Origin of the sequence: Micromonospora sp. WMMD558, from assembly GCF_049315255.1 — a bacterium.
Lineage (GTDB): Bacteria > Actinomycetota > Actinomycetes > Mycobacteriales > Micromonosporaceae > Micromonospora.
Genome location: NZ_CP186061.1, coordinates 184,549 through 206,691 on the forward strand (window position 1 = coordinate 184,549; position 22,143 = coordinate 206,691).

Below are 22,143 nucleotides of genomic sequence, written 5' to 3' on the forward strand. Positions count from 1 at the left end.
CCCGCCGGTTGCGGTCGCCCGGACTCTGCGTCGCCCCCCAGCCGGTCCCCGCCGAGGGCCCTGCAGTCAGCAGCTCCGCCAGCCGGCCGTGCCGGCGGCGACCGGACCGGGCCGTTACACGAGGACAGGAGAGGTGACATGACCATCCACCCCGCACCACCCGGCGTACCCCCGTCGGCTGCCGGCCGGGAGGCGGACCAGCTCGCCCGGGTGGCGCTGACCTGGCTCACCGAGCCGGGCACCCGGTCGGTGTTCCACCTGGTCGAGCAGCAGGGCGCGGTCGCCGCGCTCGCCCTGCTGCTGGACGGGGGCGCGCCGGAGCAGGCGCTGCGGGAGGCGGTGACGGCCCGCCTGGCGGCCGGTGACCCTCTGGCGGTGGCCAACGAGGCGCTCGGTCGGGCGGAACGGCTCGGCGCCCGCCTGGTGACGCCGGCCGACACGGAGTGGCCGGCACCGGTCGGCGACCTGCGCCACCTCGTGCTGGCGGGAGCGACCCGCAAGGTCGACCGGGAGACCGCACCGCCGCTCTGCTTCTGGGTCCGGGGCGCCTGGCCGCTGGGTGAGGCGCTGGACCGGTCGGTCGCGGTGGTGGGGGCGCGCGCCGCCACCGGGTACGGCGTCCACGTGGGCACCGAGCTGGCGTACGGGCTGGCCGAGCGGGGCTGGACGGTGGTATCCGGCGGGGCGTTCGGCATCGACGCCGCGGCACACCGGGGCACCCTGAACGCCGGTGGGCTGACCGTCGCAGTGCTGGCATGCGGCCTGGACCGGCCATACCCGGTGGGCAACACCGCCCTCTTCGACCGCATCGCTGAAACCGGGCTGCTGATCAGCGAATGGCCCCCGGGGGCGGAGCCGCTGCGGCCCCGGTTCCTGATCCGTAACCGGGTCATCGCCGCCGCGACGCGCGGCAGTGTCCTCGTGGAGGCGTCGGCGCGCAGCGGCGCCAGGCAGACCGCGCGCCGGGCGTTGGCGCTCGGCCGGCGGACCATGGTCGTACCGGGCCCGGTGACCTCCGTCATGTCGGTCGGGGCGCACGAGCTGCTGCGGGAGGAACCGTACGCGCGGTTGGTCGCCGGCGTGGCGCACGTGCTCGAGGAGGTGGGCCGCATCGGCGGCGACCTCGCACCGCCGGCCCGGGGGCCCGAGCGGCCGACGGACCAGCTCGACGACGACGCGACGGCCGTGCTGGAGTCGATGCCCCGGCGGGGCGTGACCGGTGTCGACGCGGTGGTCGCGAGGTCGGGCGTGGCGGTGCGCACGGCGTTGCGCAAACTGGCCCTGCTGGAGGAACTGGGCCTGGTCGTCGGGCGGGACGGCGGGTACGTGGTCGTCGCGCCACCGCCGCGGCGTTCCGCGTCCGCGCAGGAGGCCGGCGGCGGTGCCGGCGGACCGTGACTGCCGGCGGGCCGTGACTGGCGGCGGGCCGTGACCGTCGGCGTGGTTGCACGTCCCGAAGACGACCGGCGGTGCCGGCGGTCCGTTACTGTCGGCGCGGTCAGTCGCCCTCGAAGCGGATCTCGGTGCCGGGCTCACGCAGGCAGCGCCGGGCCAGCGCGACGACACTGCGGACACGGGCCGCCTCGGCCTCGGATCCCGCCACGTCCGCCAGGCACCGCAGCTCTTCGAGAAGGGTCGGCACCGACCGCGCGTCGAAGGCCCGGTCGCCGACCGGGTCCAGCCCGTCCAGCAGCGGTGTCCGGCCGGCGCCGCGAATCCGGTCGAGCAGTCCCAGCAGCGTGTCGTCGTTGTCCGGCACGACACGCACCGGGACGTACGACACACGTCGGCCCGCGGGCAGGGCCCGGTAGAGAACGACATCCAGCCCCACCCCGGTGCCTCCGTCCGTCGCGTCCGAAGCCCTGGCGGACCGCGGGCACGCCGTGCCCGCAGTCCCCGGTGGACACACACCTGTCACTTGACGTGCGTCCATCGGCGACCGCCGGCACCGTCGGCGGCGGATGCACCGACCGTAAGCTGAACGGGTGCGCGCCGACAAGCAGCCCGGAGCCCGACCGGCCGCGGCGGCGACCGACGCGGTCAACCGGGGTGAGGCCGGCCCGGCCACGGTGGGTCCCGTCGGGGCTGGCACGTGAGCCGGCGGGACGGCCGGGCGACGCGTGCCCTGCACGCGGCGCTGCCGCCGGCGATGCGCGAGGCGGTGGACGAGTTCGCCAGCCACCTGGCGCAGGTTCGCAACCGCTCGGCCCACACCGTCCGGGCGTACGTCACGGACCTGGTCTCGCTGCTCGACCACGCCGTACGAAGCGGTGGCAGCAGTCCGGCCGATCTCGACCTCGCCGTCGTCCGCAGCTGGCTGGCGAGACAGCGGACGATGGGGGCCGCCCGGTCGACGCTCGCCCGGCGCGCGGCGGCCGCCCGGACCTTCAGCACCTGGGCGCACCGCCACGGGCTGCTGCCGATCGACGTGGCCGCACCCCTGGCCAGCCCTCGGGCGCACCGGGAGCTGCCCACCGTGCTCCGCGCCGACCAGGCCGCCGCCCTCGTCGAGGCCGCCGCGACGGACGCAGGACCGACGGACGCAAGACCGACGAACGCCCACCCGGTGGAGGTGGAGCCGACGGGCGGCGCGGGGCTTGCGACGGCTCACCCGTCCGGCCCTTCCCAGGCCGCCGGTCCCGCGGCCGCCGAGGCCGATCCGGTCCGGCTGCGCGATCTGCTGCTGCTGGAACTGCTCTACGCCACCGGAGTCCGGGTGAGCGAGGTGTGCGGGTTGGACGTAGCGGACGTCGATTCCGGCCGGCGCGTCATCCGCGTGCTGGGCAAGGGCAGCCGGGAGCGCACCGTACCGTACGGGGTCCCGGCGCAGCGAGCACTCGACGGGTGGCTGCGCCACGGCCGTCCGAGGCTGGTGGGGCCGCACTCGCGGAACGCTCTGCTGCTCGGCGCCCGGGGTGGCCGGCTTAACGCGACGACCGCGCGCCGGATCGTGAGCGGGTACGCGGAGGCCGCCGGGCTGCCCCGGATCAGTCCGCACGGGCTGCGGCACTCCGCCGCCACCCACCTGCTCGAGGGCGGCGCGGACCTGCGGGCGGTGCAGGAACTGCTCGGTCACTCCTCGCTGGCCAGTACGCAGATCTACACCCATGTGTCGGTCGAGCGGCTACGCGCCGCCTACCGCCAGGCCCATCCCCGCGCCTGAACAAGCCGCCGCCCACCCCGTCGACCCGGCCACCACAGCACTGCTGAGAGCGCCCGCCGGAGAGCGGGCCGCGGACACCGCCGGCGAAGAGCGGACCGGCGGAGACCACCAGCGGAGAGCGGACGGCGGGCACCGCCCGCGGGGAGCGGACCGGCCGACACCGCCAGCGGATAGCGGGCCGGCAAACCAACCGGCGAACACCGCGGGCGGAGACCGGCAGCCGGAGATCCACCGACGGTTACGATCATCGGGTGAGCGTTGTGCAGCCGCCCGAGCCGATCCCGGGAGCGCGCATGCTCTTCTCCCTGGACCCGGCGGTGAGCCATCTCAACCACGGCTCGTTCGGTGCCGTGCCGATCGGTGTGCAGCGGGCCCAGCAGCGGCTGCGCGACGAGATGGAGGCGAATCCCCTGCGGTTCTTCACCGCCGGGCTCGTCGACCGCATCACCCACACCCGCCGTCACCTGGCTGCCTTCCTCGGCGCCGACCCGGACGGCACCGCGCTGGTGCCGAACGCCACGACCGGCGTGGCGGTGGTGTTCCAGTCGCTCGGACTGCAACCCGGCGACGAGGTGCTGACCACGGACCACGGGTACGGCGCGGTCGCACTGTCGATCGCCCGCGAGTGCCGCCGGAACGGGGCGGTCACGCGGGCGTTGCGGGTGCCGCTGGCGGCCACCGACGAGGAGATCCTCCAGATCGTCCGCAGCGGACTGCGTCCCGGACGGACCCGGCTGCTCGTGGTGGACCAGCTCACCTCCCCGACCGCACGGCTGCTCCCGGTCGCCGCCATCGCGGGGGTCGCCCGCGAGCAGGGCGTGCCGATCCTGGTCGACGCCGCCCACGCGCCCGGAATGCTGCCCGCCACCGTGCAGGGCATCGGGGCGGACTTCTGGGTGGGCAACCTGCACAAGTGGGCGTACGCGCCGCGCGGCACAGCCGTACTGGTGGTGGCCCCGCCGTGGCGGGAGCGCATCGAGCCGCTGGTCGTCTCCTGGGAGCAGGAGTCCGGCTTTCCGAGCCGCGTGGAGTGGCAGGCGACGATGGACTACACCCCGTGGCTGGCCGCGCCCGTGGGCGTGTTCACGCTGCGCAGTCTGGGCCTCGACCGGGTTCGCGGGCACAACGCCGCGCTGGCCGCGTACGGGCAGCGGGTGCTGGGGGACGCGCTCGGGGTGCGCCCCGCCGACCTGCCGGACCCCGGCGGGCCGGGGGTCGCCATGCGGATCGTCCCGCTGCCGCCGGGCGTCGCCACCACCCTGGACGCCGCGCGGGCCCTGCGCGCCCGGATCGCCGACCGGCTGGCCGTCGAGGTGGCCGTGAACGCCTGGGACGGGCGGGGCTGGCTGCGGGTGTGCGGGCAGGTGTACAACGCGGCGGTGGAGTACGAGCGGCTCGCCGTGTCGCTTCCCCCGCTGCTCGCTCAGCGCTGAGCCCTCCGGCGGCACGTGAAAGCTCAGCCATCCGGCGGCACGTGAAAGCTCAGTCATCCGCGGCACGTGAGGTCCGGGCACGGCAGGTTCGGACGATCACGGCGGCCCGGGGTCCAGCGGCAGGAGCCGGACCGGTCCGCGGCCGACCAGGGCCAGCGGATCGAGGTACACGTCGCCCCGGCGCAGGCCCCAGTGCAGGCACGACGCGGCTGGGCAACCCGGGTGCCCGGCCAGCAGGTGACCGACCGGTCCGCCGGCCGGCACCGGAGCGCCGACCTCGACGGCCGGCCGCACCGGCTCGTACGTGGTCCGCAGGCCGCCGGCGTGCGTCACGGTGACGACCGGTCGGCCGGCGACCATCCCGGCGAAGGTGACCGTGCCGGCACCGGCGGCCCGCACGGGGGTGCCGGGGGCGGCGGCCAGGTCCACGCCCCGGTGGCCGGACAGCCACGGCTGCGGCGGCGGGTCGAAGCGCCGCACCACCGGGGGCGTCCCGGGCAGCGGCCAGTGGTACGCCCCGACCGCCGGCGCCGCGGCGGCCTCCCTGGGCCGGACCTGAGCACCGATTACGACGCCGACCGGCCTCACCGCCGCGGCCGAACTCACCGTTTCGCAGGCATCGGGAGCAGATCTTGGAAGATTGGGGCCCTCACCGGGGCCGAAAATCTCCAAGATCTCGACGGGACACCGTTGCGCGCGGTCCAACGCCGCGCCGGGTGTCGACGTGGCGGCCGGTACGACCACGAGCAGGCCGACCCCGAGCAGGCCGACCACGAGCAGGACGACCCGGAGCAGCCCGAGGCGCAGCAGGCCCGCACGAAGCGTGCCGACCTGACGCAGGGCCACGAGCCGCGAGATAGCTCCCATGGGGAGGAACCGTGCCCGAGTGGCCTGCCGGGTCGCCACCCCGCCGCCGGGTCACCTGTGGACAGTGCTCCCACTGTGGACAAACCCCGTTCCGGGAGCCGATCTGCTATGCGTCACCGGATCACCGAGCCACCGTAGGCTGGGCCGGTGACCGAGGACTGGCACGCGTGGCATCACGACTACGGAGATCCCGACTCGCCCCTGTCTCGCCGGCTCGCCGAGGTGCGCCGCCGGGTCGCGGACGCGCTCGACCAGGCCCCGCCCGGCCCGCTGCGTGCGATCAGCCTCTGCGCCGGCCAGGGCCGGGACCTCATCCCCGTGCTGGCGGAACATCCCCGTGGGTCGGACGTGACCGCCCGGCTGGTGGAGCTGGACGCGCGTAACACCGAGGTCGCCCGGTCGGCCGGGGCCGGCCCCGCTTCCTGTGCCAGAGTCGCTGGCCGGCCTGCGGCCCGGACGACGACGCGACCGGAACTTCGGCACAGGGCATAGGCTTGTCCCGCGTCACGGCGGTACCGCCGCCGTCCGGGCCGGGGAGAGCAGATGACCACTGTGGACGATGTCAGCCGGCCCTCGCGGCTGGCCGGGCCGGACGAGGCGATCAGCGTCGAGGAGCTCCAGCTCGCCGCCCGTAACCACGGCATCCCGCTCGAGGCGCTGCGTTACGACGTCACCCCGGCCGGGCTGCACTACCTGCTGATCCACTACGACATCCCGGACGTCGACCCGGCCACCCACGTCCTGACCGTCGACGGCGCGGTCGACCGGCCCTTCGCGGTGGGCCTGGCCGAGCTGCGGGAGCGGCCCCGGGTCACCCACCGGGTGACGCTGGAGTGCGCGGGCAACGGGCGTGCGCTGCTGCACCCGCGTCCGGTGAGCCAGCCCTGGCTGGTCGAGGCCGTCGGCAACGCGGAGTGGACGGGCACACCGCTCGCGCCGCTGCTGCGGGACGCCGGGGTCGCCGCCGACACGGTCGACGTGGTCTTCACCGGCGCCGACCACGGGGTGGAGCGCGGCGTCGAGCAGGACTACCAGCGGGCTCTGCCGGTCGCGGAGGCGCTGCGGGAGGAGGTGTTGCTGGCGTACGAGATGAACGGTGCCCCCCTGCTGCCGCAGCATGGTGCGCCGCTCCGCCTGATCGTGCCCGGCTGGTACGGGATGGCGCACGTGAAGTGGCTGCGCCGGATCGACGTGCGGACCACCCCGTTCGACGGCTACCAGAACGCGGTGGCCTACCGGCTGCGGCAGGACGCCGCCGATCCGGGGGTGCCGGTGACCCGGATCGAGCCGCGCGCCCTGGTCCGCCCTCCGGGCTTTCCGGACTTCATGTCCCGCACCCGCGTGCTCCGCCCGGGGCCGTGCACGCTGGACGGTCGGGCCTGGTCGGGTCACGCCCCGGTGATGTCCGTCGAGGTGACCACCGACGGGGGTGTCACCTGGAAACCCGCAAAGCTGGACGAGCACACGGGCGGGCCGTACGCCTGGCGGCGCTGGCACCACGAGTGGGCGGCGACCCCGGGACGGTACGTGCTGAGCGCCCGCGCCACGGACGCCTCAGGCCGGACCCAGCCGGTGGAGCAGCCGTGGAACCGGGGCGGCTTCGCGAACAACCTCGTCCAGCGGGTCGAGGTCGTGGTGCTGGCGGGATGACGGGCACGGCGGTGGGGGGCCGTGGTGTGTCGGCCGGCGGGAGGGCCGCCGGGACCGGGGAGGGTCAGCCGCCGAAGCCGGAGTCGGCGGGCAGGGAGATGTCGGGCTTCTCCAACTCCTCCACGTTGACGTCCTTGAACGTCATCACCCGAACATTCTTGACGAACCGGGCAGGGCGGTACATGTCCCACACCCAGGCGTCGTGCATCTCGACCTCGAAGTACACCTCGCCGTCCGAGTTGCGCACGTGGAGGTCGACCTGGTTCGCCAGGTAGAAGCGGCGTTCGGTCTCCACCACGTAGGAGAACTGGCGGACAATGTCGCGGTACTCCCGGTAGAGCTGCAGCTCCATCTCTGTCTCGTACTTTTCGAGATCTTCCGCGCTCATCCCTCTCCGCCTTCCATGACCACATCTTCCCCCACCGGCGCCGAGGGCCGAGGCCGCTCGCCCAACGCCACGCCGACGGTACCCCCTGGCGCGCCCAAGCGCTCCATCGGCTCGTCCGGCCTTGCGCCCAATGGTCGACGTGCCCGGGGCGGGGCGTCGTGCCGGCCCGACACCGCCGCGACATTCACGTACGAGAACCGGTGCTCCGCGCAGGGGCCGCGCTCGCGCAGCGCCGCCGAGTGCTCGGGGGTGATGTAACCCTTGTGCTCGGCGAAGCCGTAACCGGGAAACGTCCCGTCCAGCTCGACCATCATCCGGTCCCGGGTGACCTTGGCCAGCACGCTCGCCGCCGCCACGCAGGCCGCCACCCGGTCGCCCTTCCACACCGCCAGGCCCGGCACGTCCAGGCCGTCCACGCCGAAGCCGTCGGTGAGCACGTACTCCGGCGGGGTGGCGAGCGAGGCGAGCGCCCGGCGCATCGCGGCGAGGTTGCACACGTGCAGCCCGCGGGCGTCCACCTCCGCCGCCGGGATCACCACCACGGAGTACGCCAGGGCGCGGGCGACCACCTCCTCGTACACCCGCTCCCGGCTGGCCGGGGTGAGCAGCTTGGAGTCGGCGAGGCCCTCGATCTCGCCGCGCCGCCCCTCGGGCAGGATCGCGGCGGCCGCCACCAGTGGGCCGGCGCAGGCACCGCGGCCGGCCTCGTCGGCGCCGGCGACGTGCCGGAAGCCGCGCCGCTGGAGAGCGCGCTCCAGCGCGTACAGGCCGCCCTCCCGGCGGACGACGGTGCGCGGCGGCGTCAGCACGGCCCACCGCCCGGGACGCCAGCGGCACCGGACGCGGTGGACAGCGCCCGCGTCAGCACGGCCGGCAGGTCCGGCGGGTAGTAGCGCTCACCACTGGCCGCCAGATCCCGCGGGAACCACCAGCGGTGCCCGACGACGCTGGCCCGCTCGACGGCGTCGAAACCTCCCGTGTCGACCTCCCAGGCGGCCACCCGGACCAGGAAGAACTCCTGCTCCTGCCGGTACCAGACGCCGTCGAACGGGAACTCGACCGTCTCCGACCAGACCGGCTCGCCCAACTCGCCGGGCGTGAGCCGCAGGCCCGTCTCCTCGGCCAGCTCGCGGGCGGCGCCGGCCGCGGGGCTCTCCCCGGGGTCGAGCCCTCCCCCGGGCGTGAACCAGTACCGGTGCCCGGGCCGGGCCGGGTCGCTGCCATGGAACAGCAGGAGACGCCCGGCCCCGTCCACGAGCAGCACCCGGGCCGCGCGACGAGGGGTGTAGACGGTCACCGCCCCAGCCTGCCAGACGCCGCCGACAACGCCCACGCCCCCACGGTCGCCGGCCAGGTCAGGAACTGGGGATGACGTCGAACTGCTCCGGCACGCTCAGCCAGCCGGCCCGGTCGAGCGGCCAGAACACCGTGAAGGCACGGCCCACGACCTCGTCCTCGGGAATGGTCGCCTCGTTGATGTCCTGCCCGGACTGCTGCCAGTGCTGCAACGAGTCCCCCGACGCGGACCGGTGGTCACCCATGACCCAGAGCCGCCCCTCCGGGACGGTGACGTCGAACTCCTGGTCGGCGGGCTTGTCCCGCTCGCCGTCCGAGGCGAACAGGTACGGCTCGTCCAGCGGGATGCCGTTGATCGTGATCCGACCCTGCTCGTCGCAGCAGACCACCCGGTCCCCGCCGACGCCGATGACGCGCTTGATGAAGTCCTCGCCGTCCGGGTTACCGCTCCACGCCGTGGGCGCCTTGAAGACGATCACCTCGCCCCGGTGCGGCGACCGGAAGTCGTACACCAGCTTGTTGACCAGCACCCGATCGTCGATCTGCAGGGTGTTCTCCATCGACGGCGAGGGGATGAAGAAGGTCTGCAGCACGAAGGCTCGCACCAGCACCGCGACCAGGATCGCCACGCCGAGGAGAATCGGCAGCTCCTTCCAGAAGGAGCTGCGGGGCTTGTCGGTCTGCTCGTCAATCACGCAAGGAGCCTACGTTGCCCGGCTGAACGGCACCGTCCGGAACGCGCGAGAACGGAGCAGAGCCGCCGAGAGCGGGAGCAGCAGCACCACACCGCCGTCCGGGGTGGGTCGTACGGGCGCCCGGCCGGTCGACACGCTGGGCGGACCCGGGACGTTCGCGAAGGTCCCGGGAACGGAGAGCGAACTCCACCGCGACGACGGCCACACCACGCCGAAGGCCCGGCCGACCACGTTGTCGATCGGCACCGGCCCCTGGCATCGGGCGTCCTGGGACACCAACCGGTGGTCGCCCATGACGAAGATCTGCCCGGGCGGGACCACGATCTCCTCGAAGCGGCGGGAGCGGCACTCGCGCGGGTTCGGCGGGACGTCCAGCGGCGAGTCACGGACGACGTACGGCTCGTCCAGCGGCGTGCCGTTGACCAGCACCCGGCCCTGCGCGTCACAGCAGCTCACCCGGTCACCGGGCAGGCCGATGACGCGCTTGATGAAGTCCTTCTCGCCGGGCCGGCTCACCCCCACCAGGTCGCCGACCGTGGCGCCGAGCTTGCCCACGAAGCCGGGCTCGGGCTGCCCGTCGACCTGCGGAGCCCAGCGGTCGGTGCCCCGGAAGACGACGACCTCGCCGCGCACCGGGTCCCGTACGTCGTAGACGACCTTGTTGACCAGCACCCGGTCACCGACGAGGAGCGTGTCCTCCATCGAGCCGGACGGGATGAAGAAGGCCTGGAGCAGGAACGTGCGGATCAGCACCGCGAGGCAGAAGGCGACGATCAGCAGCAGCGGCAGCTCCTGCCAGAGCGGCATCTGCCGGCGCGTGCGGCGGGTCCGTCGACGCCACGGATCGACCGCGCCGTCCTCGTTGAGCGTCTGCACCACGCCACTCTCCGGTCCGCAGAAATGACACTACCGCCCGGGAACCTCGTCGAGGTTCCCCGGGCGGCAGTGGACGTCCTCCCCACCGCGGGGTGGGGGGCCGCCCTGCTGCGCCCGTACGACCAGGGTAGTGCCGTCTGGTCGGTACGACATACGGGCAGCTCGGGCGGCGTGGCGCAGCGCGACGTCAGCTGCTGGGCTGCTTCTCGCGCAGCTCCTTGATCTTGGCCTTCTTACCGCGCAGCTCGCGCAGGTAGTAGAGCTTGGCGCGCCGGACGTCGCCGCGGGTCACGACCTCGATGCGGTCGATGGCCGGGCTGTTGACCGGGTAGGTGCGCTCGACGCCCACGCCGAAGCTGACCTTGCGGACCGAGAAGGTCTCCCGCAGGCCGTCACCCTGGCGGCGGATGACGACGCCCTGGAAGATCTGGACCCGGGACCGGTTGCCCTCGACGACCCGCGCGTGCACCTTGACGGTGTCACCGGCGCGGAAGTCGGGGAGGTCGACCCGCTTGGACTGGGCGTCAAGGGCGTCCAGGATGTTCATCGCTGCGTCCTCGTGAGGCTCACGGCGCACCGTCAGTCGGTGCGCGAATGGGTGATTCTGATCCCCGGGTGGTGGCCGGTGGCGCCGACCCCGGTCGAGGATCCTCGCAGCCGCCCGCGGCGCGGCCGGCTGCGGCAACCCCTCTACTTTGCCACATCCCCCGGCGGGGGCTGAAATCCGGCCCGGTCCAACGCGGCGAGGTCCCGCTTGTCGAGGGTCACCGGGTCGAGGGCGGCCAGCATGTCGGGGCGCCGGTCGGCGGTGCGGGTCAACGCCGCGTCGCGCCGCCAGCGGGCGATCCGCCCGTGGTCGCCGGAGCGGAGCACCTCCGGCACGTCCAGGCCCCGCCAGGTCGCCGGCTTGGTGTACATCGGGGCCTCCAGCAGCCCGTGGGCGTGCGACTCCTCGTCCAGCGAGCTCACGTTGCCGAGCACGCCGGGCAGCAGCCGGGTGACCGCCTCCATGATCACCAGCACCGCGACCTCGCCGCCGAACAGCACGTAGTCGCCGAGGGAGACCTCGGTCACCGGCATCCGGGTGGCGGCGTGGTCGAGCACCCGCTGGTCGATGCCCTCGTACCGGCCGCAGGCGAAGAGCAGGTGCGGCTCGGCGGCCAACTCGTGGGCCATCGCCTGGGTGAACGGCGCGCCGGTCGGCGCGGGCACCACCAGCCGGGGCGGCTGGACCTCCGGCGGCGCGAGGGCGTCCAGCGCCTCGCCCCAGGGCTCCGGGCGCATGACCATGCCGGGCCCGCCGCCGTAGGGCGTGTCGTCGACCGTGCGGTGCACGTCGTGGGTCCAGGTCCGCAGATCGTGTACGGCCAACCGCAGCGCCCCGTTGGCACGGGCCTTGCCGATCAGCGACAGGTCCAGCGGAGCGAAGTACTCCGGGAAGATCGACACGATGTCGACGCGCATTCGGGATGCTCCAACAGCTTCCGGGCCGGACGGGCCACGCGGCGGGACCGGCGGCCCCTCCTCAGAGGTCGAGCAGGCCGCCGGGCGGGTCGACGACGACGCGACCGCCGGCGAGGTCGACCTCGGGGACGATCGCCTTGACGAACGGGATCAGCGCGTCCCGCCCCTCCGGGCGGCGCAACACCAGCAGGTCGGACGCGGGCGCGTGGTCGATCCGCGCGACCTCGCCCAGCCGCTCACCGGCCGGGGTGACCACGGCCAGGCCGACCAGTTGGTGGTCGTGGAACTCCTCCGGGTCCTCCGGAGGGGCGACGTCGGAGCTGTCCACCCCGACCAGGGTCCCGCGGAGCGCCTCGGCGACGTTACGGTCCAGCACGCCCTCGAACGCGACCAGCAGCCGCCCCTGGTGCCAGCGGGCGGCCTCGACGGTCAGTTCCTCGGGCACCCGGTAGGCACCGGGCTCGGTGGGCGCATTCGCGCCCGGGTCGGTACGTAACACCGACCCGGGCGCGAACCGTGCCTCGGGCTCGTCGGTCCGCACCTCCACGGTGACCTCACCGCGGATCCCGTGCGGTTTGCCGATCCTGCCGACGATGAGCAGCATCAGTACGAGTCGACGATGTCGACACGTACGCCGCGGCCGCCGATGGAGCCGATCACCTGGCGCAGCGCCTTGGCGGTCCGGCCGGACCGCCCGATCACCGTGCCGAGGTCCTCCGGGTGCACGCGGACCTCGAGCCGCTTGCCCCGGCGGGAGTCGACGAGCCGGACCCGGACGTCGTCGGGGTGATCGACGATGCCCTTGACCAGGTGCTCCAGCGCCGGACGCAGGGCCACGTCAGGCCTGCTCGCCGGAGTCCGCACCGGCCTGCTCCTCGGTCTTCGGCGCCTCCTCGGCAGCCGCCTCGGGCTTGGCGGCCTTCTTGGCCGGCTTGGCCGGCGTCTCCGCCACACCGGCGGCGGCCTTCGCCTCGGCCTCGTACGCCGCCTTGCGGTCGGCCCGCTCGGGGGCGACCTTCAGCGGCTCGGGGGCCGGCAGGCCCTTGAACTTCTGCCAGTCACCGGTCTTCTCCAGCAGGCGCTGCACCGCCTCGCTCGGCTGCGCGCCCACGGAGAGCCAGTACTGCACCCGGTCCGACTTGACCTCGATCACCGAAGGGTCCTCCTTCGGCTGGTAGATCCCGACGAACTCGATCGCCCGGCCGTCGCGCTTGGTGCGCGAGTCGGCGACGACGATGCGGTACTGCGGGTTGCGGATCTTGCCCATCCGCAGGAGCCGGATCTTTACGGCCACAGTTCTTTCGCTCCTGTTGCGATCTCACCGGCCCGAACGGGCGGTGCACGGGTGAGCGCCGACCGGCACAGTGGGGTTTGGGCCGGAGACTGCTCGGTGGACTGGCGCGGTGCCCGGGGTAGAGGGCGCCGGACACACGCCGGATACCAGCGAGCCATTCTGCCAGATCGGGTCGGGAACTCTCACACCGGACCGGCCCGGGTCACCCACCGCCACCCGAAAGTGACGGGAAACACAGGTCGCCTCAGCGTACCGGGGGGCGGTCCCAGCCGGCCGGCAGCTCCGGCGGGGGCGCCCAGTCCGCCGGGGGCACGAAGTCGCACCAGGTGCCGTCGAACGGAAACTTCCCCGCCTCGGCCTGCGCGATCACCCGTTCGCCCTCGGCGCGCACCGCGTCCGGGTCGGGCACCCAGTAGTGCTCCGGGAAGTCCAGCCGCTCGGTGAACTCGTCCTCGTCCTTCCACTCCCAGCGGCGGTCCGGATGGACGACCACGTCCAGGTCCTGGTCGACCACATCGACCCCGGCCAGGTCACCGTCGTCCCAGCGCACGCCGGGCTCCTCCAGGTTGACGTACCAATTGGCGAAGCGGCCCTGCGCGTCCCGGAACCACCAGACGGAGTGCGCCGCCCCGGTGGGCAGGAACTTCAGCAGGGGCGGCCCCTGCCACCGGGCGGTCGCCAGCCGGTACGACGAGACGATCCACTCCGCGAACGGAATCGCCCGCATGCCGAGCCCGGCCTCGGTGACCTCACTCGCCACCGCCGAGCCCCGGGCGATCCACAGCAGCAGTCCGCGGTCGTCGTCGCTGACCACCCGCGCGGGGCGGACCCAGCCGATCCGGCCCCGGCGGACGTTGCGGTGCACGATCAACCGTCCCGGCGCGAACCTCACGTCACCCACCAGCGCTGTTAACAGGGGACCCTTCCTCTACCGCAGGCGTTAAGAGGGGGCCCTTCCTTACACCTCAGTAGGCGCGGGCCAGGATGGCGACCAGATCCGGCTCGTCCTCCGAGTCCGGCACCGAGCCGTCCGCGCGGACCAGGCAGCGCACGGTGACGCCCTGGGCGTTCGCCTCGGCCTCGCCCTGCGTGCCGACCGCCGACCACGGCACCCGGGCCCACCCGGTGGCGGCCGCCTCGATCGCCTCGGCGAGGGTCGACACCTCGCGGGTGCGGGTCTCCCGGTTGGCGAGCGCCTGGTCGTGGAGCACCTTCTGGTCGGCGTCGAGGGCCGCGAGCACCGCGCCGACCACGTCCGCCACCGGCACCGGGGACTTCGAGCCGTCCGTACGCCGCACCAGGACCGCGTTGCCGGCGGCCAGGTCGCGGGGGCCGACCTCGACGCGTACCGGATAGCCGCGCAGCTCGGCGTCGACGGCCCGGCGGCCGAACGGGGTGTCGGTGCGGTCGTCGAGCGCGACCCGGACACCGGCGTCGCGGAGGGCGTCGCGCAGCTTGGCCGCCGCCTCGCCGACCCCCTCACCGTCCTTGACGATCATGACGTACGCCTGCACCGGCGCGAGCTTCGGCGGCACCCGCAGGCCGTTGTCGTCGCCGTGGCACATGATCAGGCCACCGAGCATCCGGGTCGACGTGCCCCACGAGGTGGTCCAGGCGTGCTCCCGGCCGCCCCCGGCCGACGAGTAGCTGATGTCGAACGCCCTGGCGAAGTTCTGGCCCAGCTCGTGGCTGGTGCCCAGCTGGAGCGCCTTGCCGTCGCCCATCATGCCTTCGAGGGTGTACGTGGCGGTGGCGCCGGCGAACCGCTCCCGCGCGGTCTTCAGGCCCACCTGCACCGGGATGGCGAGGACGTTGACCATCAGGTCCTCGTACGCCTCGTGCAGGATCCGCCGGGCGTACGCCCGGGCGTCCTCGCGGGTCGCGTGCGCCGTGTGGCCCTCCTGCCAGAGGAACTCGCTGGTCCGCAGGAAGACCCGCGGGCGCAGCTCCCAGCGGACCACGTTCGCCCACTGGTTGAGCAGCAGCGGCAGGTCCCGGTACGAGTCGATCCACTTGGCCATGAACTCGCCGATGACCGTCTCGCTGGTGGGACGCACCACGACCGGCTCGGCGAGCTGCTTGCCGCCACCGTGGGTGACCACCGCCAGCTCGGGCGAGAAGCCCTCGACGTGCTCGGCCTCCCGCTTGAGGTAGCTCTCCGGGATGAAGAGCGGGAAGTACGCGTTCTCCGCGCCGGCCACCTTGATGCGGGCGTCCATCTCGGCCTGCATCCGCTCCCAGATGGCGTAGCCGGCCGGTCGGATCACCATGGTGCCCCGGACCGGGCCGTTGTCGGCCAGCTTCGCCTTGGCGATCAGGTCCTGGTACCAGCGGGGGAAGTCCTCCGCACGGGGAGTGAGCACGCGTGCCATGACCGCACATCCTATGCGCCGTCGGGCCGGTGGACGCCATCGGGCGGCCCGCGCCCCTCGCGGGTCGCCGCCGACCCGGCGGAAAGCCCTAGACTTCGACCATCATGGTTGACGTGCGGGAGGCCCGGTTGCGCGACGGCATCGTCGACGCGGCGCGGGCGCTGACGATCGCGACCGGCTGGGACGGCGTGCGGATGGGCGCCGTCGCCGCCACCGCGGGCGTGAGCCGGCAGACGGTCTACAACGAGTTCGGCACCAAGGCGGGGCTCGCCGAGGCGCTGGCCCGGCGCGAGGTGGACCGGTTCGTCTCCGAGGTCCGCGCGGCGCTGACCGCGCACGGCGACGACCTGCGTGCCGCCACGTACGCGGCCATCCGGCACACCCTCGCCTCGGCGGCGGACAACCCGCTGGTCAAGGCGATCCTCACCAGCTCGCGGGGCGGCTCCGAGGAGCTGCTGCCGTACCTCACCACCCGGAGTGACCTGGTGCTGGCCGAGGCGTCCGCGGCGCTGATCGAGTGGGCCGAGCGGCACCTGCCCGGCGCCGACCCGGCGGCCCTGGCCTTCGCCGCCGATTCCGTCGTGCGGCTGGTGATCAGTCACATCGTGCTGCCCCAGGCGCCGGTGGACGACACCGCCGAGGCGCTCACCCGCCTCGCCGTCCGACTGTTCGGCGCCGCCGTCGCACCGTCGTCCTGACGGGAGCGGTCAGCGCAGCACGTGGCCGCGGAGGACGATCCGGGCGGGGGTACGGACGACGCGCAGGTCGCGGCGCGGGTCCTCGGAGTAGACGACCAGGTCCGCCAGGCCCCCCTCGACCAGACCGGGGAACCCGAGCCACTCGCGGGCGCCCCACGAGGCGGCGGCGAGGACGTCCACCGCGGACATGCCGGCCCGTTCGTGCAGCAGCAGCATCTCGTCGGCGGCGAGGCCGTGGTCGATGCCGCCGCCGGCGTCCGTGCCCACGTAGATCGGCACGCCCGCCTCGTACGCTGCGCGCACCACCTCGGGGAAGCGGTCCCGCAGGGCGAGCATGTGGTCGGCGTACCCGGGGAACTTCGCGCGGGCCTGGTCGGCGATCCCGCCGAAGGTCTGAATGTTGATCATCGTGGGCACGAGCGCGGTGCCCTGCCGGGCCATCAGGTCGATCAGGTCCAGGCTGAGGCCCGTGCCGTGCTCCACCGAGTCCACCCCGGCGCGCACCATGATCTCGACGGCCGACTCGGAGAAGGTGTGCACCGCGGCGCGTACCCCGGCGGCGTGCGCGGCCTCGACCGCCGCGGTCATGGTGTCCGCGTCCCAGGCCGGCGCCAGGTCACCCACCCCGCGGTCGATCCAGTCGCCGACCAGCTTGACCCAGCCGTTCCCGGCCCGCGCCTGCTCGGCGACCGTCGCGGCCACCTCCGCCGCGCCGACCTCCACGCCGATGTCGCGCAGGTACCGCTTCGGCGGCGCGATGTGCCGGCCCGCCCGCGCCAGTCGCGGCAGGTCCGGCTCGTCCTCCAGCTCGGGGTACGGGTACGGGGACCCGGCGTCGCGGATGGCGAGCACCCCGGCGTCCCGGTCGGTGCGGGCCAGCTCGCGGGCGTGGTCGAGCGAGGTGATCGGGGCGCCGCCGCGGGCGATGCCGATGTGGCAGTGCGCGTCGGTCAGGCCGGGCAGCACGTAGCCGCCGTCGACGACCGTCTCCGCCCCGGGCACGGGGTCGAAGGTGACCCGGTCACCGACCAGCCAGAGATCCCGAACCTCGTCGTCGGGGAGGAGCACACCGCGTACGTGCAGAGCCATACGCTAGTCCTACCCGATCACTCCCCGTCGGGGGCGAGCAGGGCGTCGCGGCGGGCGGTGAGGGCCGGCAGGTCGACCGAGACCTTCCACGGCCGCTCGGTGACGAACAAATCCTCGGTGTGGGCGACCTGCTCGTACTCCCGGGTCGCGCCGAGCGCGTACTCGGTCAGCGTGACGCGCTCCTGGAGCGGGTCGACCACCCAGTACGACCGGATGCCGGCGTGGGCGTAGACCTTCGCCTTGTCGTACATGTCCCGGAAGGTGCTGGTCGGGAAGACCACCTCGACGGCGAGCAGCGCGTCCTCGACCGGGACGGGCGACCGGTTGGCGTGTTCCCGGCGGATGGCCACGACGTCGGGCCGGGGCTCGTTGCGCCGGTCGACCCGCATCGACAGGTCGATGCTGACCAGGTAGTCCGGCGGGCAGTTGGTTCGGAGGGCGAGCAGCAGCTCAACACACAGCTCCTGGTGCACGGCGGTGGGCGACGGCACGATCAACCTTCCGTTGATCAGTTCGTACGGAAGGTCCTTCGGCAGGTCACCGAGGTCGTCGACCGTCCACTCGTGCCGCTCGGGCAGGATCGGGGCCGCGGTCATGACTCCTCCTTCCAAGGGGCGACGGTCACCCTAAGCGCTGATCACGTCGCCCGCCGTCACCGACACGCTCAGCCGGGGCGCTTGTCCCCCTTGCCGAGCTTGTTGAAGTCGATCTTCGGAAGCTTGAAGCCCGGCGGCAGGCCCTGTCCGGCCAGGTCGTCCGGGCCCATGCCCGGGGGGAGCTGCGGCATGCCACCCGGGAAGCCGCCCGGCATCCCCGCGCCGGTACGCGGCCGGCCGCCACCGCCCTTCGTGCCCTTGCGCTTGTTCTTCGGCGACTTGGTCGCCTTCCGGCGACCACCCGGCAGGCCCATCATGCCGCCCATCTGCTTCATCATCTTCTGCGCGTCGGCGAAGCGGTTGAGCAGCTGGTTGACGTCCATCACGGTGACGCCGGAGCCGTTGGCGATCCGGGCCCGCCGCGAGCCGTTGATGATCTTCGGGTTGGTGCGCTCGGCCGGGGTCATCGACCGGATGATCGCGGTCACCCGGTCGAAGTGCTTGTCGTCCAGCTCGGCGAGCTGGTCCTTCATCTGCCCCATGCCGGGCATCATCGCCAGCACGTTGGCGATCGGCCCCATCCGCCGGACGGCGATGAGCTGGTCGAGGAAGTCCTCCAGGGTGAACTGTTCGCCGCCCATCAGCTTGGCGGTCATCTTCTCCTTCTGATCGGTGTCGAAGGCCTGTTCGGCCTGCTCGATCAGAGTGAGGACGTCGCCCATGCCGAGGATCCGGCTGGCCATCCGGTCGGGGTGGAAGACGTCGAAGTCCTCCAGCTTCTCGCCGGTGGAGGCGAAGAGGATCGGCTGCCCGGTGACCTCCCGGACCGACAGCGCGGCACCACCACGGGCGTCGCCGTCGAGCTTGGAGAGGACCACACCGGTGATGCCCACGCCGTCGCGGAACGCCTCGGCGGTGCGCACGGCGTCCTGACCGACCATCGCGTCGATGACGAAGATGACCTCGTCCGGGTCGACCGCGTCGCGGATGTCGGCGGCCTGCTGCATCATCTCGGCGTCGATACCGAGCCGGCCGGCCGTGTCGACGACGACGATGTCGCGGGCGGCCCGCTTCGCGTGCTCGATCGAGGCCCGCGCCACCTGCACCGGGTCGCCGACGCCGTTGCCGGGCTCCGGGGCGTACACCTCGACGCCGGCGCGACCACCGAGCACCTGGAGCTGCCCGACGGCGTTGGGGCGCTGCAGGTCGGCGGCGACCAGCAGCGGCTGGTGACCCTGGGCCTTGAGCCAGCGGGCGAGCTTGCCGGCGAGGGTGGTCTTACCGGAGCCCTGGAGGCCGGCGAGCATGATCACGGTCGGCGGCTGCTTGGCGAACTGGAGCCGCCGCCCCTCGCCGCCGAGGACGGTGATCAGCTCCTCGTTGACGATCTTGATGATCTGCTGGGCCGGGTTGAGCGCCTGGGAGACCTCCGCGCCGCGGGCCCGCTCCTTGACGTTCGCGATGAAGCCCTTGACCACCGGCAGCGCGACGTCGGCCTCCAGCAGCGCGAGGCGGATCTCGCGCGCGGTGGCGTCGATGTCGGCGTCGGTGAGCCGACCCTTGCCGCGGAGCTTGGTGAAGATCCCGGACAGGCGGTCACTCAAGGTGTCAAACACGCGAACATCCCGTTTGTCAGTGTTCCGGCGGGCACAAACCTGGCCGGGCGAGCCGTCCGGCCACCGCTAGGGTATCCGCCCCGCCGGCCCCCTGCTCCGCCCGCGCCCCGCCCCGGCCGCCACCGCGCCCCTAGCGCCCCTCGCGCGCCGCGCCGACGCCGAGCTCCGGGCAACGTCCCGGAAGATGCTGCCTCGACACGGCGGGAGGCGGCAGCTTCCCCGACGTTGCGCGGATCATGACGGCCCTCCGGCTCACACCGCCGCCAGGACGGCCGCTTCCACCTCGGCTCGGGTGGCGGCGTCGGGCCAGCCGCCGACCAGGTAGAAGGCGTCCACGACGTCCGCGCCCAGGGTGGAGATCCGGGCCGCCCGCACCTGGGCGCCGGTCTCGTCCAGCGCGCCGGTGACCCGGTAGAGCAGCCCGGCGGCGTCGGCCGCCCGCAGCTCCAGCACCACCGCGTCGGTGGCCGCCTCGCGGTGCCACACGACCCGCGGTGCGGCCCCCTCGCTCCGGGCGGCGAGCGCCCGCCCCCGCAGCCGCTGGGTGACCGACACGTCCCCGGCGACCGCCCGCCGCAGGTCGGCGGCGAGCGCGATCGGGTCCGGCGCGAGGCCGTAGCGGGGCTGGACCCGGAACTCGACCAGCGCGCGCCCATCGACCGTCGAGGCGTCCGCGGAGATCACGTCGAGCCGGTGCAGGGCCAGGCAGCCGGCCACCGTCGCGAGCAGGCCCCGCCGGTCCGCCGCGGCCACCGCCACCCGGTCCCCGGTCAGGTGTACGACCGGCAGCGGGCCCGCCACCAGCGCCGGGTCCGGGGCGGGCGGCTCCGGCAGCACGCCGGTGTCCAGCGTGGTGCGGACCCGGGCGACCAGTTCGGCGATGAGCCGCCCCTTCCAGTCCGACCAGGCGGCCGGCCCGGTGGCCACCGCGTCGGCCCGCACCAGCGCGTGCAGCAGGTCGAGGGTGGTCGTGTCGCCGACCTTCGCCGCGACACCGGCGATGGTCTTCGGGTCCGCGAGGTCCCGCCGGGTGGCCACGTCGGGCAGGAGCAGGTGCAGCCGGACCAGCGAGCCGATCAGCGCCACCTCGTGCTCGGGCAGGCCGATCCGGGCGGCGACCGCCTCGGCGACCGGCGCGCCGACCACACTGTGATCCCCCGACAGGCCCTTGCCGACGTCGTGCAGCAGCGCGCCGAGCAGCAGCAGGTCCGGCCGGTCGACCTCGCGGGTGTGCCGGCTCGCCTCGTACGCGGTCTGCACCAGGTGCCGGTCGAGGGTGAACCGGTGCACGGGGTTGTGCTGCGGCCGGCTCCGCAACCGGGTCCACTCCGGGAGCCAGCCGTCGACCAGTCCGTACCGGTCGCAGGTCTCCCACGCCGTCACCAGGCCGGGGCCGGCCCCGAGCAGCGTGATCAGGGCGGCGCGCGCCTCGGCGGGCCACGGGGTCGGCAGCGGCGGGCAGTACGCGGCGAGCCACTCACAGGTGGCCCGGGCGATCGGCAGCCGGGTGGCGGCCGCGGCGGCGGCGACCCGCAGCGACAGGCTCGGGTCCGGGCGTGCCCCGATCGCGGCGCGCGCCAGCACCAGCTCGCCGTCGTGCTCCACCACGTCCCGGGCGACCGGCCGGCGGACCGGGCGGCCGTCGGCGCCGCGGCGGCGACCGGCGTGCAGCCGGTCGGCGGCCCGGAAGGCGTCGTCGAGGGCGTGGCGGACCGTGCGGGCGTCGCCGGCGACCCGGCGCAACAGGGCGTCACCGTCGCCGATCACGGCTTCCCCGCCCGGCTCGGCGTCGGACCCGCCGCCCTCGCCCGCTCGCCCGACGACTCGCGGTCGCTGCGCGGCGTCCGACGCATCGGGCTGCGGCTGGCGCAGCCCCAGCAGGGCGGCGACCCCGTCGCGTTCCTGGGCGACGAGCCGGTCGACGCGGCGGCCGACCTGCGTGTGAAGGGCGTCGCGGGTGTCCAGCAGACGCAGGTGGGCGGCGCGGACCGCGGGGCGCAGCGCGTCGGTGATGCCGGCGATCGCGACCGCCCGGAGGATGCCCACGTCCCGCAGCCCGCCGGCGGCCTCCTTTAGGTCGCCCTCCAGGAGGAACGCGAGCTCCCCGTGGGTCTCCCAGCGGGCGGCGGTGATCTCCCGCAGCCCGGGCAGCTGCCGGACGGCAGTGCGCCGCCAGTGGTCGGTGGCGGTGCGGGTGAGCTGCGCGGCGAGTGCCTCGTCGCCCGCGACGAAGCGGGCGTCGAGCAGCCCGAGGGCCACCTTGACGTCGTCCTGGGCCACCGAGAGCGCCTCGGCGACCGTCCGCACCGAGTGGTCGAGCCGCAGCCCGGCGTCCCAGACCGGGTACCAGATGCCGGCGGCCAGGTCGTCCACGCCGGGCACCCCGGCGTGGAGCAGCAGCAGGTCGAGGTCCCCGTACGGGGCGCACTGCCGCCGCCCGAGCCCGCCGACGGCGACGAGGGCGACGCCGTCCCGGGCCGGTAGCAGTCCCCGCAGCCAGGCGTCGTACGCGTCGGCGCGGCCGGCCCGGGCGGTGGCTCCGATCCCGGCGGGAACGCCGACGACCTCGTCGACCACACCGCGCGCGTCGCCGTTGCCGGGGTGTCCCGACGCGGTGGTGGTGGTCGACGAGGTCATCGAGCGGTG

General features: G+C 73.9%; 24 protein-coding genes. 6 read left to right on the forward strand and 18 right to left on the reverse strand.

Going from position 1 to position 22,143, the window contains the following annotated elements:
- Positions 1-138 precede the first annotated feature (138 nt).
- Positions 139-1,398 carry a DNA-processing protein DprA gene (locus ACN26Y_RS00850; protein WP_155333606.1) on the forward strand — a complete coding sequence of 420 codons (1,260 nt, stop codon included), beginning with the start codon at positions 139-141 and terminating at the stop codon, positions 1,396-1,398.
- Between the two features lie 100 nt (positions 1,399-1,498).
- Here ACN26Y_RS00850 and ACN26Y_RS00855 read toward each other — a convergent pair whose 3' ends face one another.
- Positions 1,499-1,831, reverse strand: a complete 333-nt coding sequence (locus tag ACN26Y_RS00855; protein ID WP_155333607.1) for a hypothetical protein — start codon at positions 1,829-1,831, stop codon at positions 1,499-1,501.
- Positions 1,832-2,149: 318 nt separating this feature from the next.
- Here ACN26Y_RS00855 and ACN26Y_RS00860 point away from each other — a divergent pair, with 318 nt between their 5' ends.
- Together ACN26Y_RS00860 and ACN26Y_RS00865 are read left to right on the forward strand one after the other, a co-directional pair.
- The gene (locus ACN26Y_RS00860) at positions 2,150-3,163 is read left to right on the forward strand and encodes a tyrosine-type recombinase/integrase (protein ID WP_422734996.1); all 1,014 of its coding nucleotides are present in this window, start codon (positions 2,150-2,152) and stop codon (positions 3,161-3,163) included.
- Positions 3,164-3,414: 251 nt separating this feature from the next.
- On the forward strand, positions 3,415-4,596 hold the full coding sequence (locus ACN26Y_RS00865) for an aminotransferase class V-fold PLP-dependent enzyme (protein WP_155333608.1): 1,182 nt from the start codon (positions 3,415-3,417) through the stop codon (positions 4,594-4,596).
- Positions 4,597-4,692: 96 nt separating this feature from the next.
- On the opposite strand, the gene ACN26Y_RS00870 is transcribed toward ACN26Y_RS00865, so the two are convergent.
- On the reverse strand, positions 4,693-5,463 hold the full coding sequence (locus ACN26Y_RS00870; protein ID WP_230688843.1) for a M23 family metallopeptidase: 771 nt from the start codon (positions 5,461-5,463) through the stop codon (positions 4,693-4,695).
- Between the two features lie 147 nt (positions 5,464-5,610).
- Here ACN26Y_RS00870 and ACN26Y_RS00875 point away from each other — a divergent pair, with 147 nt between their 5' ends.
- Both ACN26Y_RS00875 and ACN26Y_RS00880 read left to right on the forward strand, forming a co-directional pair.
- Positions 5,611-5,955: a hypothetical protein gene (locus tag ACN26Y_RS00875; RefSeq protein ID WP_422734092.1), complete on the forward strand. Its 345-nt coding sequence runs from the start codon at positions 5,611-5,613 to the stop codon at positions 5,953-5,955.
- A gap of 51 nt (positions 5,956-6,006) precedes the next feature.
- On the forward strand, positions 6,007-7,113 hold the full coding sequence (locus tag ACN26Y_RS00880) for a sulfite oxidase (protein ID WP_422734093.1): 1,107 nt from the start codon (positions 6,007-6,009) through the stop codon (positions 7,111-7,113).
- Between the two features lie 64 nt (positions 7,114-7,177).
- Here the strand turns inward: ACN26Y_RS00880 and ACN26Y_RS00885 are convergent, their stop codons facing one another.
- From ACN26Y_RS00885 to proS, 12 genes are all read right to left on the reverse strand, one after another.
- The gene (locus ACN26Y_RS00885) at positions 7,178-7,501 is read right to left on the reverse strand and encodes a DUF2469 domain-containing protein (RefSeq protein ID WP_007075222.1); all 324 of its coding nucleotides are present in this window, start codon (positions 7,499-7,501) and stop codon (positions 7,178-7,180) included.
- On the reverse strand, positions 7,498-8,310 hold the full coding sequence (locus tag ACN26Y_RS00890; RefSeq protein WP_155333611.1) for a ribonuclease HII: 813 nt from the start codon (positions 8,308-8,310) through the stop codon (positions 7,498-7,500). The genes ACN26Y_RS00885 and ACN26Y_RS00890 overlap by 4 nt, the downstream gene beginning before the upstream one ends.
- Positions 8,304-8,798, reverse strand: coding sequence for an NUDIX hydrolase (locus ACN26Y_RS00895; protein ID WP_155334377.1), 495 nt, complete (start codon positions 8,796-8,798; stop codon positions 8,304-8,306). Before ACN26Y_RS00895 ends, ACN26Y_RS00890 begins: the two co-directional genes overlap by 7 nt.
- A 58-nt stretch (positions 8,799-8,856) precedes the next feature.
- Positions 8,857-9,492: a signal peptidase I gene (gene lepB, locus ACN26Y_RS00900; protein WP_155333612.1), complete on the reverse strand. Its 636-nt coding sequence runs from the start codon at positions 9,490-9,492 to the stop codon at positions 8,857-8,859.
- Between the two features lie 9 nt (positions 9,493-9,501).
- Positions 9,502-10,371, reverse strand: a complete 870-nt coding sequence (gene lepB, locus ACN26Y_RS00905; protein ID WP_155333613.1) for a signal peptidase I — start codon at positions 10,369-10,371, stop codon at positions 9,502-9,504.
- A gap of 184 nt (positions 10,372-10,555) precedes the next feature.
- Positions 10,556-10,915 carry a 50S ribosomal protein L19 gene (gene rplS / locus ACN26Y_RS00910; RefSeq protein ID WP_155333614.1) on the reverse strand — a complete coding sequence of 120 codons (360 nt, stop codon included), beginning with the start codon at positions 10,913-10,915 and terminating at the stop codon, positions 10,556-10,558.
- A 143-nt stretch (positions 10,916-11,058) separates the two neighbouring features.
- A complete protein-coding gene (gene trmD, locus ACN26Y_RS00915; protein ID WP_155333615.1) occupies positions 11,059-11,832 on the reverse strand; it encodes a tRNA (guanosine(37)-N1)-methyltransferase TrmD in 774 nt (257 codons plus the stop codon).
- A gap of 61 nt (positions 11,833-11,893) precedes the next feature.
- Positions 11,894-12,433 (reverse strand): ribosome maturation factor RimM, encoded by a 540-nt coding sequence (rimM, locus tag ACN26Y_RS00920; protein WP_155334378.1) that lies wholly within the window; start codon positions 12,431-12,433, stop codon positions 11,894-11,896.
- 2 nt (positions 12,434-12,435) lie between these two features.
- The gene (locus ACN26Y_RS00925; RefSeq protein ID WP_174242547.1) at positions 12,436-12,696 is read right to left on the reverse strand and encodes an RNA-binding protein; all 261 of its coding nucleotides are present in this window, start codon (positions 12,694-12,696) and stop codon (positions 12,436-12,438) included.
- A complete protein-coding gene (rpsP, locus tag ACN26Y_RS00930; RefSeq protein ID WP_155333616.1) occupies positions 12,671-13,126 on the reverse strand; it encodes a 30S ribosomal protein S16 in 456 nt (151 codons plus the stop codon). The genes ACN26Y_RS00925 and rpsP overlap by 26 nt, the downstream gene beginning before the upstream one ends.
- 244 nt (positions 13,127-13,370) lie before the next feature.
- The gene (locus ACN26Y_RS00935) at positions 13,371-14,018 is read right to left on the reverse strand and encodes a DUF402 domain-containing protein (RefSeq protein ID WP_155333617.1); all 648 of its coding nucleotides are present in this window, start codon (positions 14,016-14,018) and stop codon (positions 13,371-13,373) included.
- A 73-nt stretch (positions 14,019-14,091) separates the two neighbouring features.
- Entirely contained in the window at positions 14,092-15,498 is a 1,407-nt protein-coding gene (gene proS / locus ACN26Y_RS00940; RefSeq protein ID WP_422734095.1) for a proline--tRNA ligase, read from the reverse strand.
- A gap of 104 nt (positions 15,499-15,602) precedes the next feature.
- Between proS and ACN26Y_RS00945 the strand changes: the two genes are divergently transcribed.
- Positions 15,603-16,196, forward strand: a complete 594-nt coding sequence (locus ACN26Y_RS00945; protein ID WP_155333619.1) for a TetR/AcrR family transcriptional regulator — start codon at positions 15,603-15,605, stop codon at positions 16,194-16,196.
- Between the two features lie 9 nt (positions 16,197-16,205).
- Here the strand turns inward: ACN26Y_RS00945 and ACN26Y_RS00950 are convergent, their stop codons facing one another.
- The 4 genes from ACN26Y_RS00950 to ACN26Y_RS00965 all read right to left on the reverse strand — a co-directional run bounded on the left by ACN26Y_RS00950 (position 16,206) and on the right by ACN26Y_RS00965 (position 22,134).
- Positions 16,206-17,285, reverse strand: coding sequence for an amidohydrolase family protein (locus ACN26Y_RS00950; RefSeq protein ID WP_155333620.1), 1,080 nt, complete (start codon positions 17,283-17,285; stop codon positions 16,206-16,208).
- A 17-nt stretch (positions 17,286-17,302) separates the two neighbouring features.
- Entirely contained in the window at positions 17,303-17,881 is a 579-nt protein-coding gene (locus ACN26Y_RS00955) for a Uma2 family endonuclease (RefSeq protein ID WP_155333621.1), read from the reverse strand.
- A gap of 68 nt (positions 17,882-17,949) precedes the next feature.
- A complete protein-coding gene (ffh, locus tag ACN26Y_RS00960) occupies positions 17,950-19,497 on the reverse strand; it encodes a signal recognition particle protein (RefSeq protein WP_155333622.1) in 1,548 nt (515 codons plus the stop codon).
- Between the two features lie 252 nt (positions 19,498-19,749).
- Positions 19,750-22,134, reverse strand: a complete 2,385-nt coding sequence (locus ACN26Y_RS00965; RefSeq protein WP_155333623.1) for a [protein-PII] uridylyltransferase — start codon at positions 22,132-22,134, stop codon at positions 19,750-19,752.
- Between the last annotated feature and the right edge of the window lie 9 nt (positions 22,135-22,143).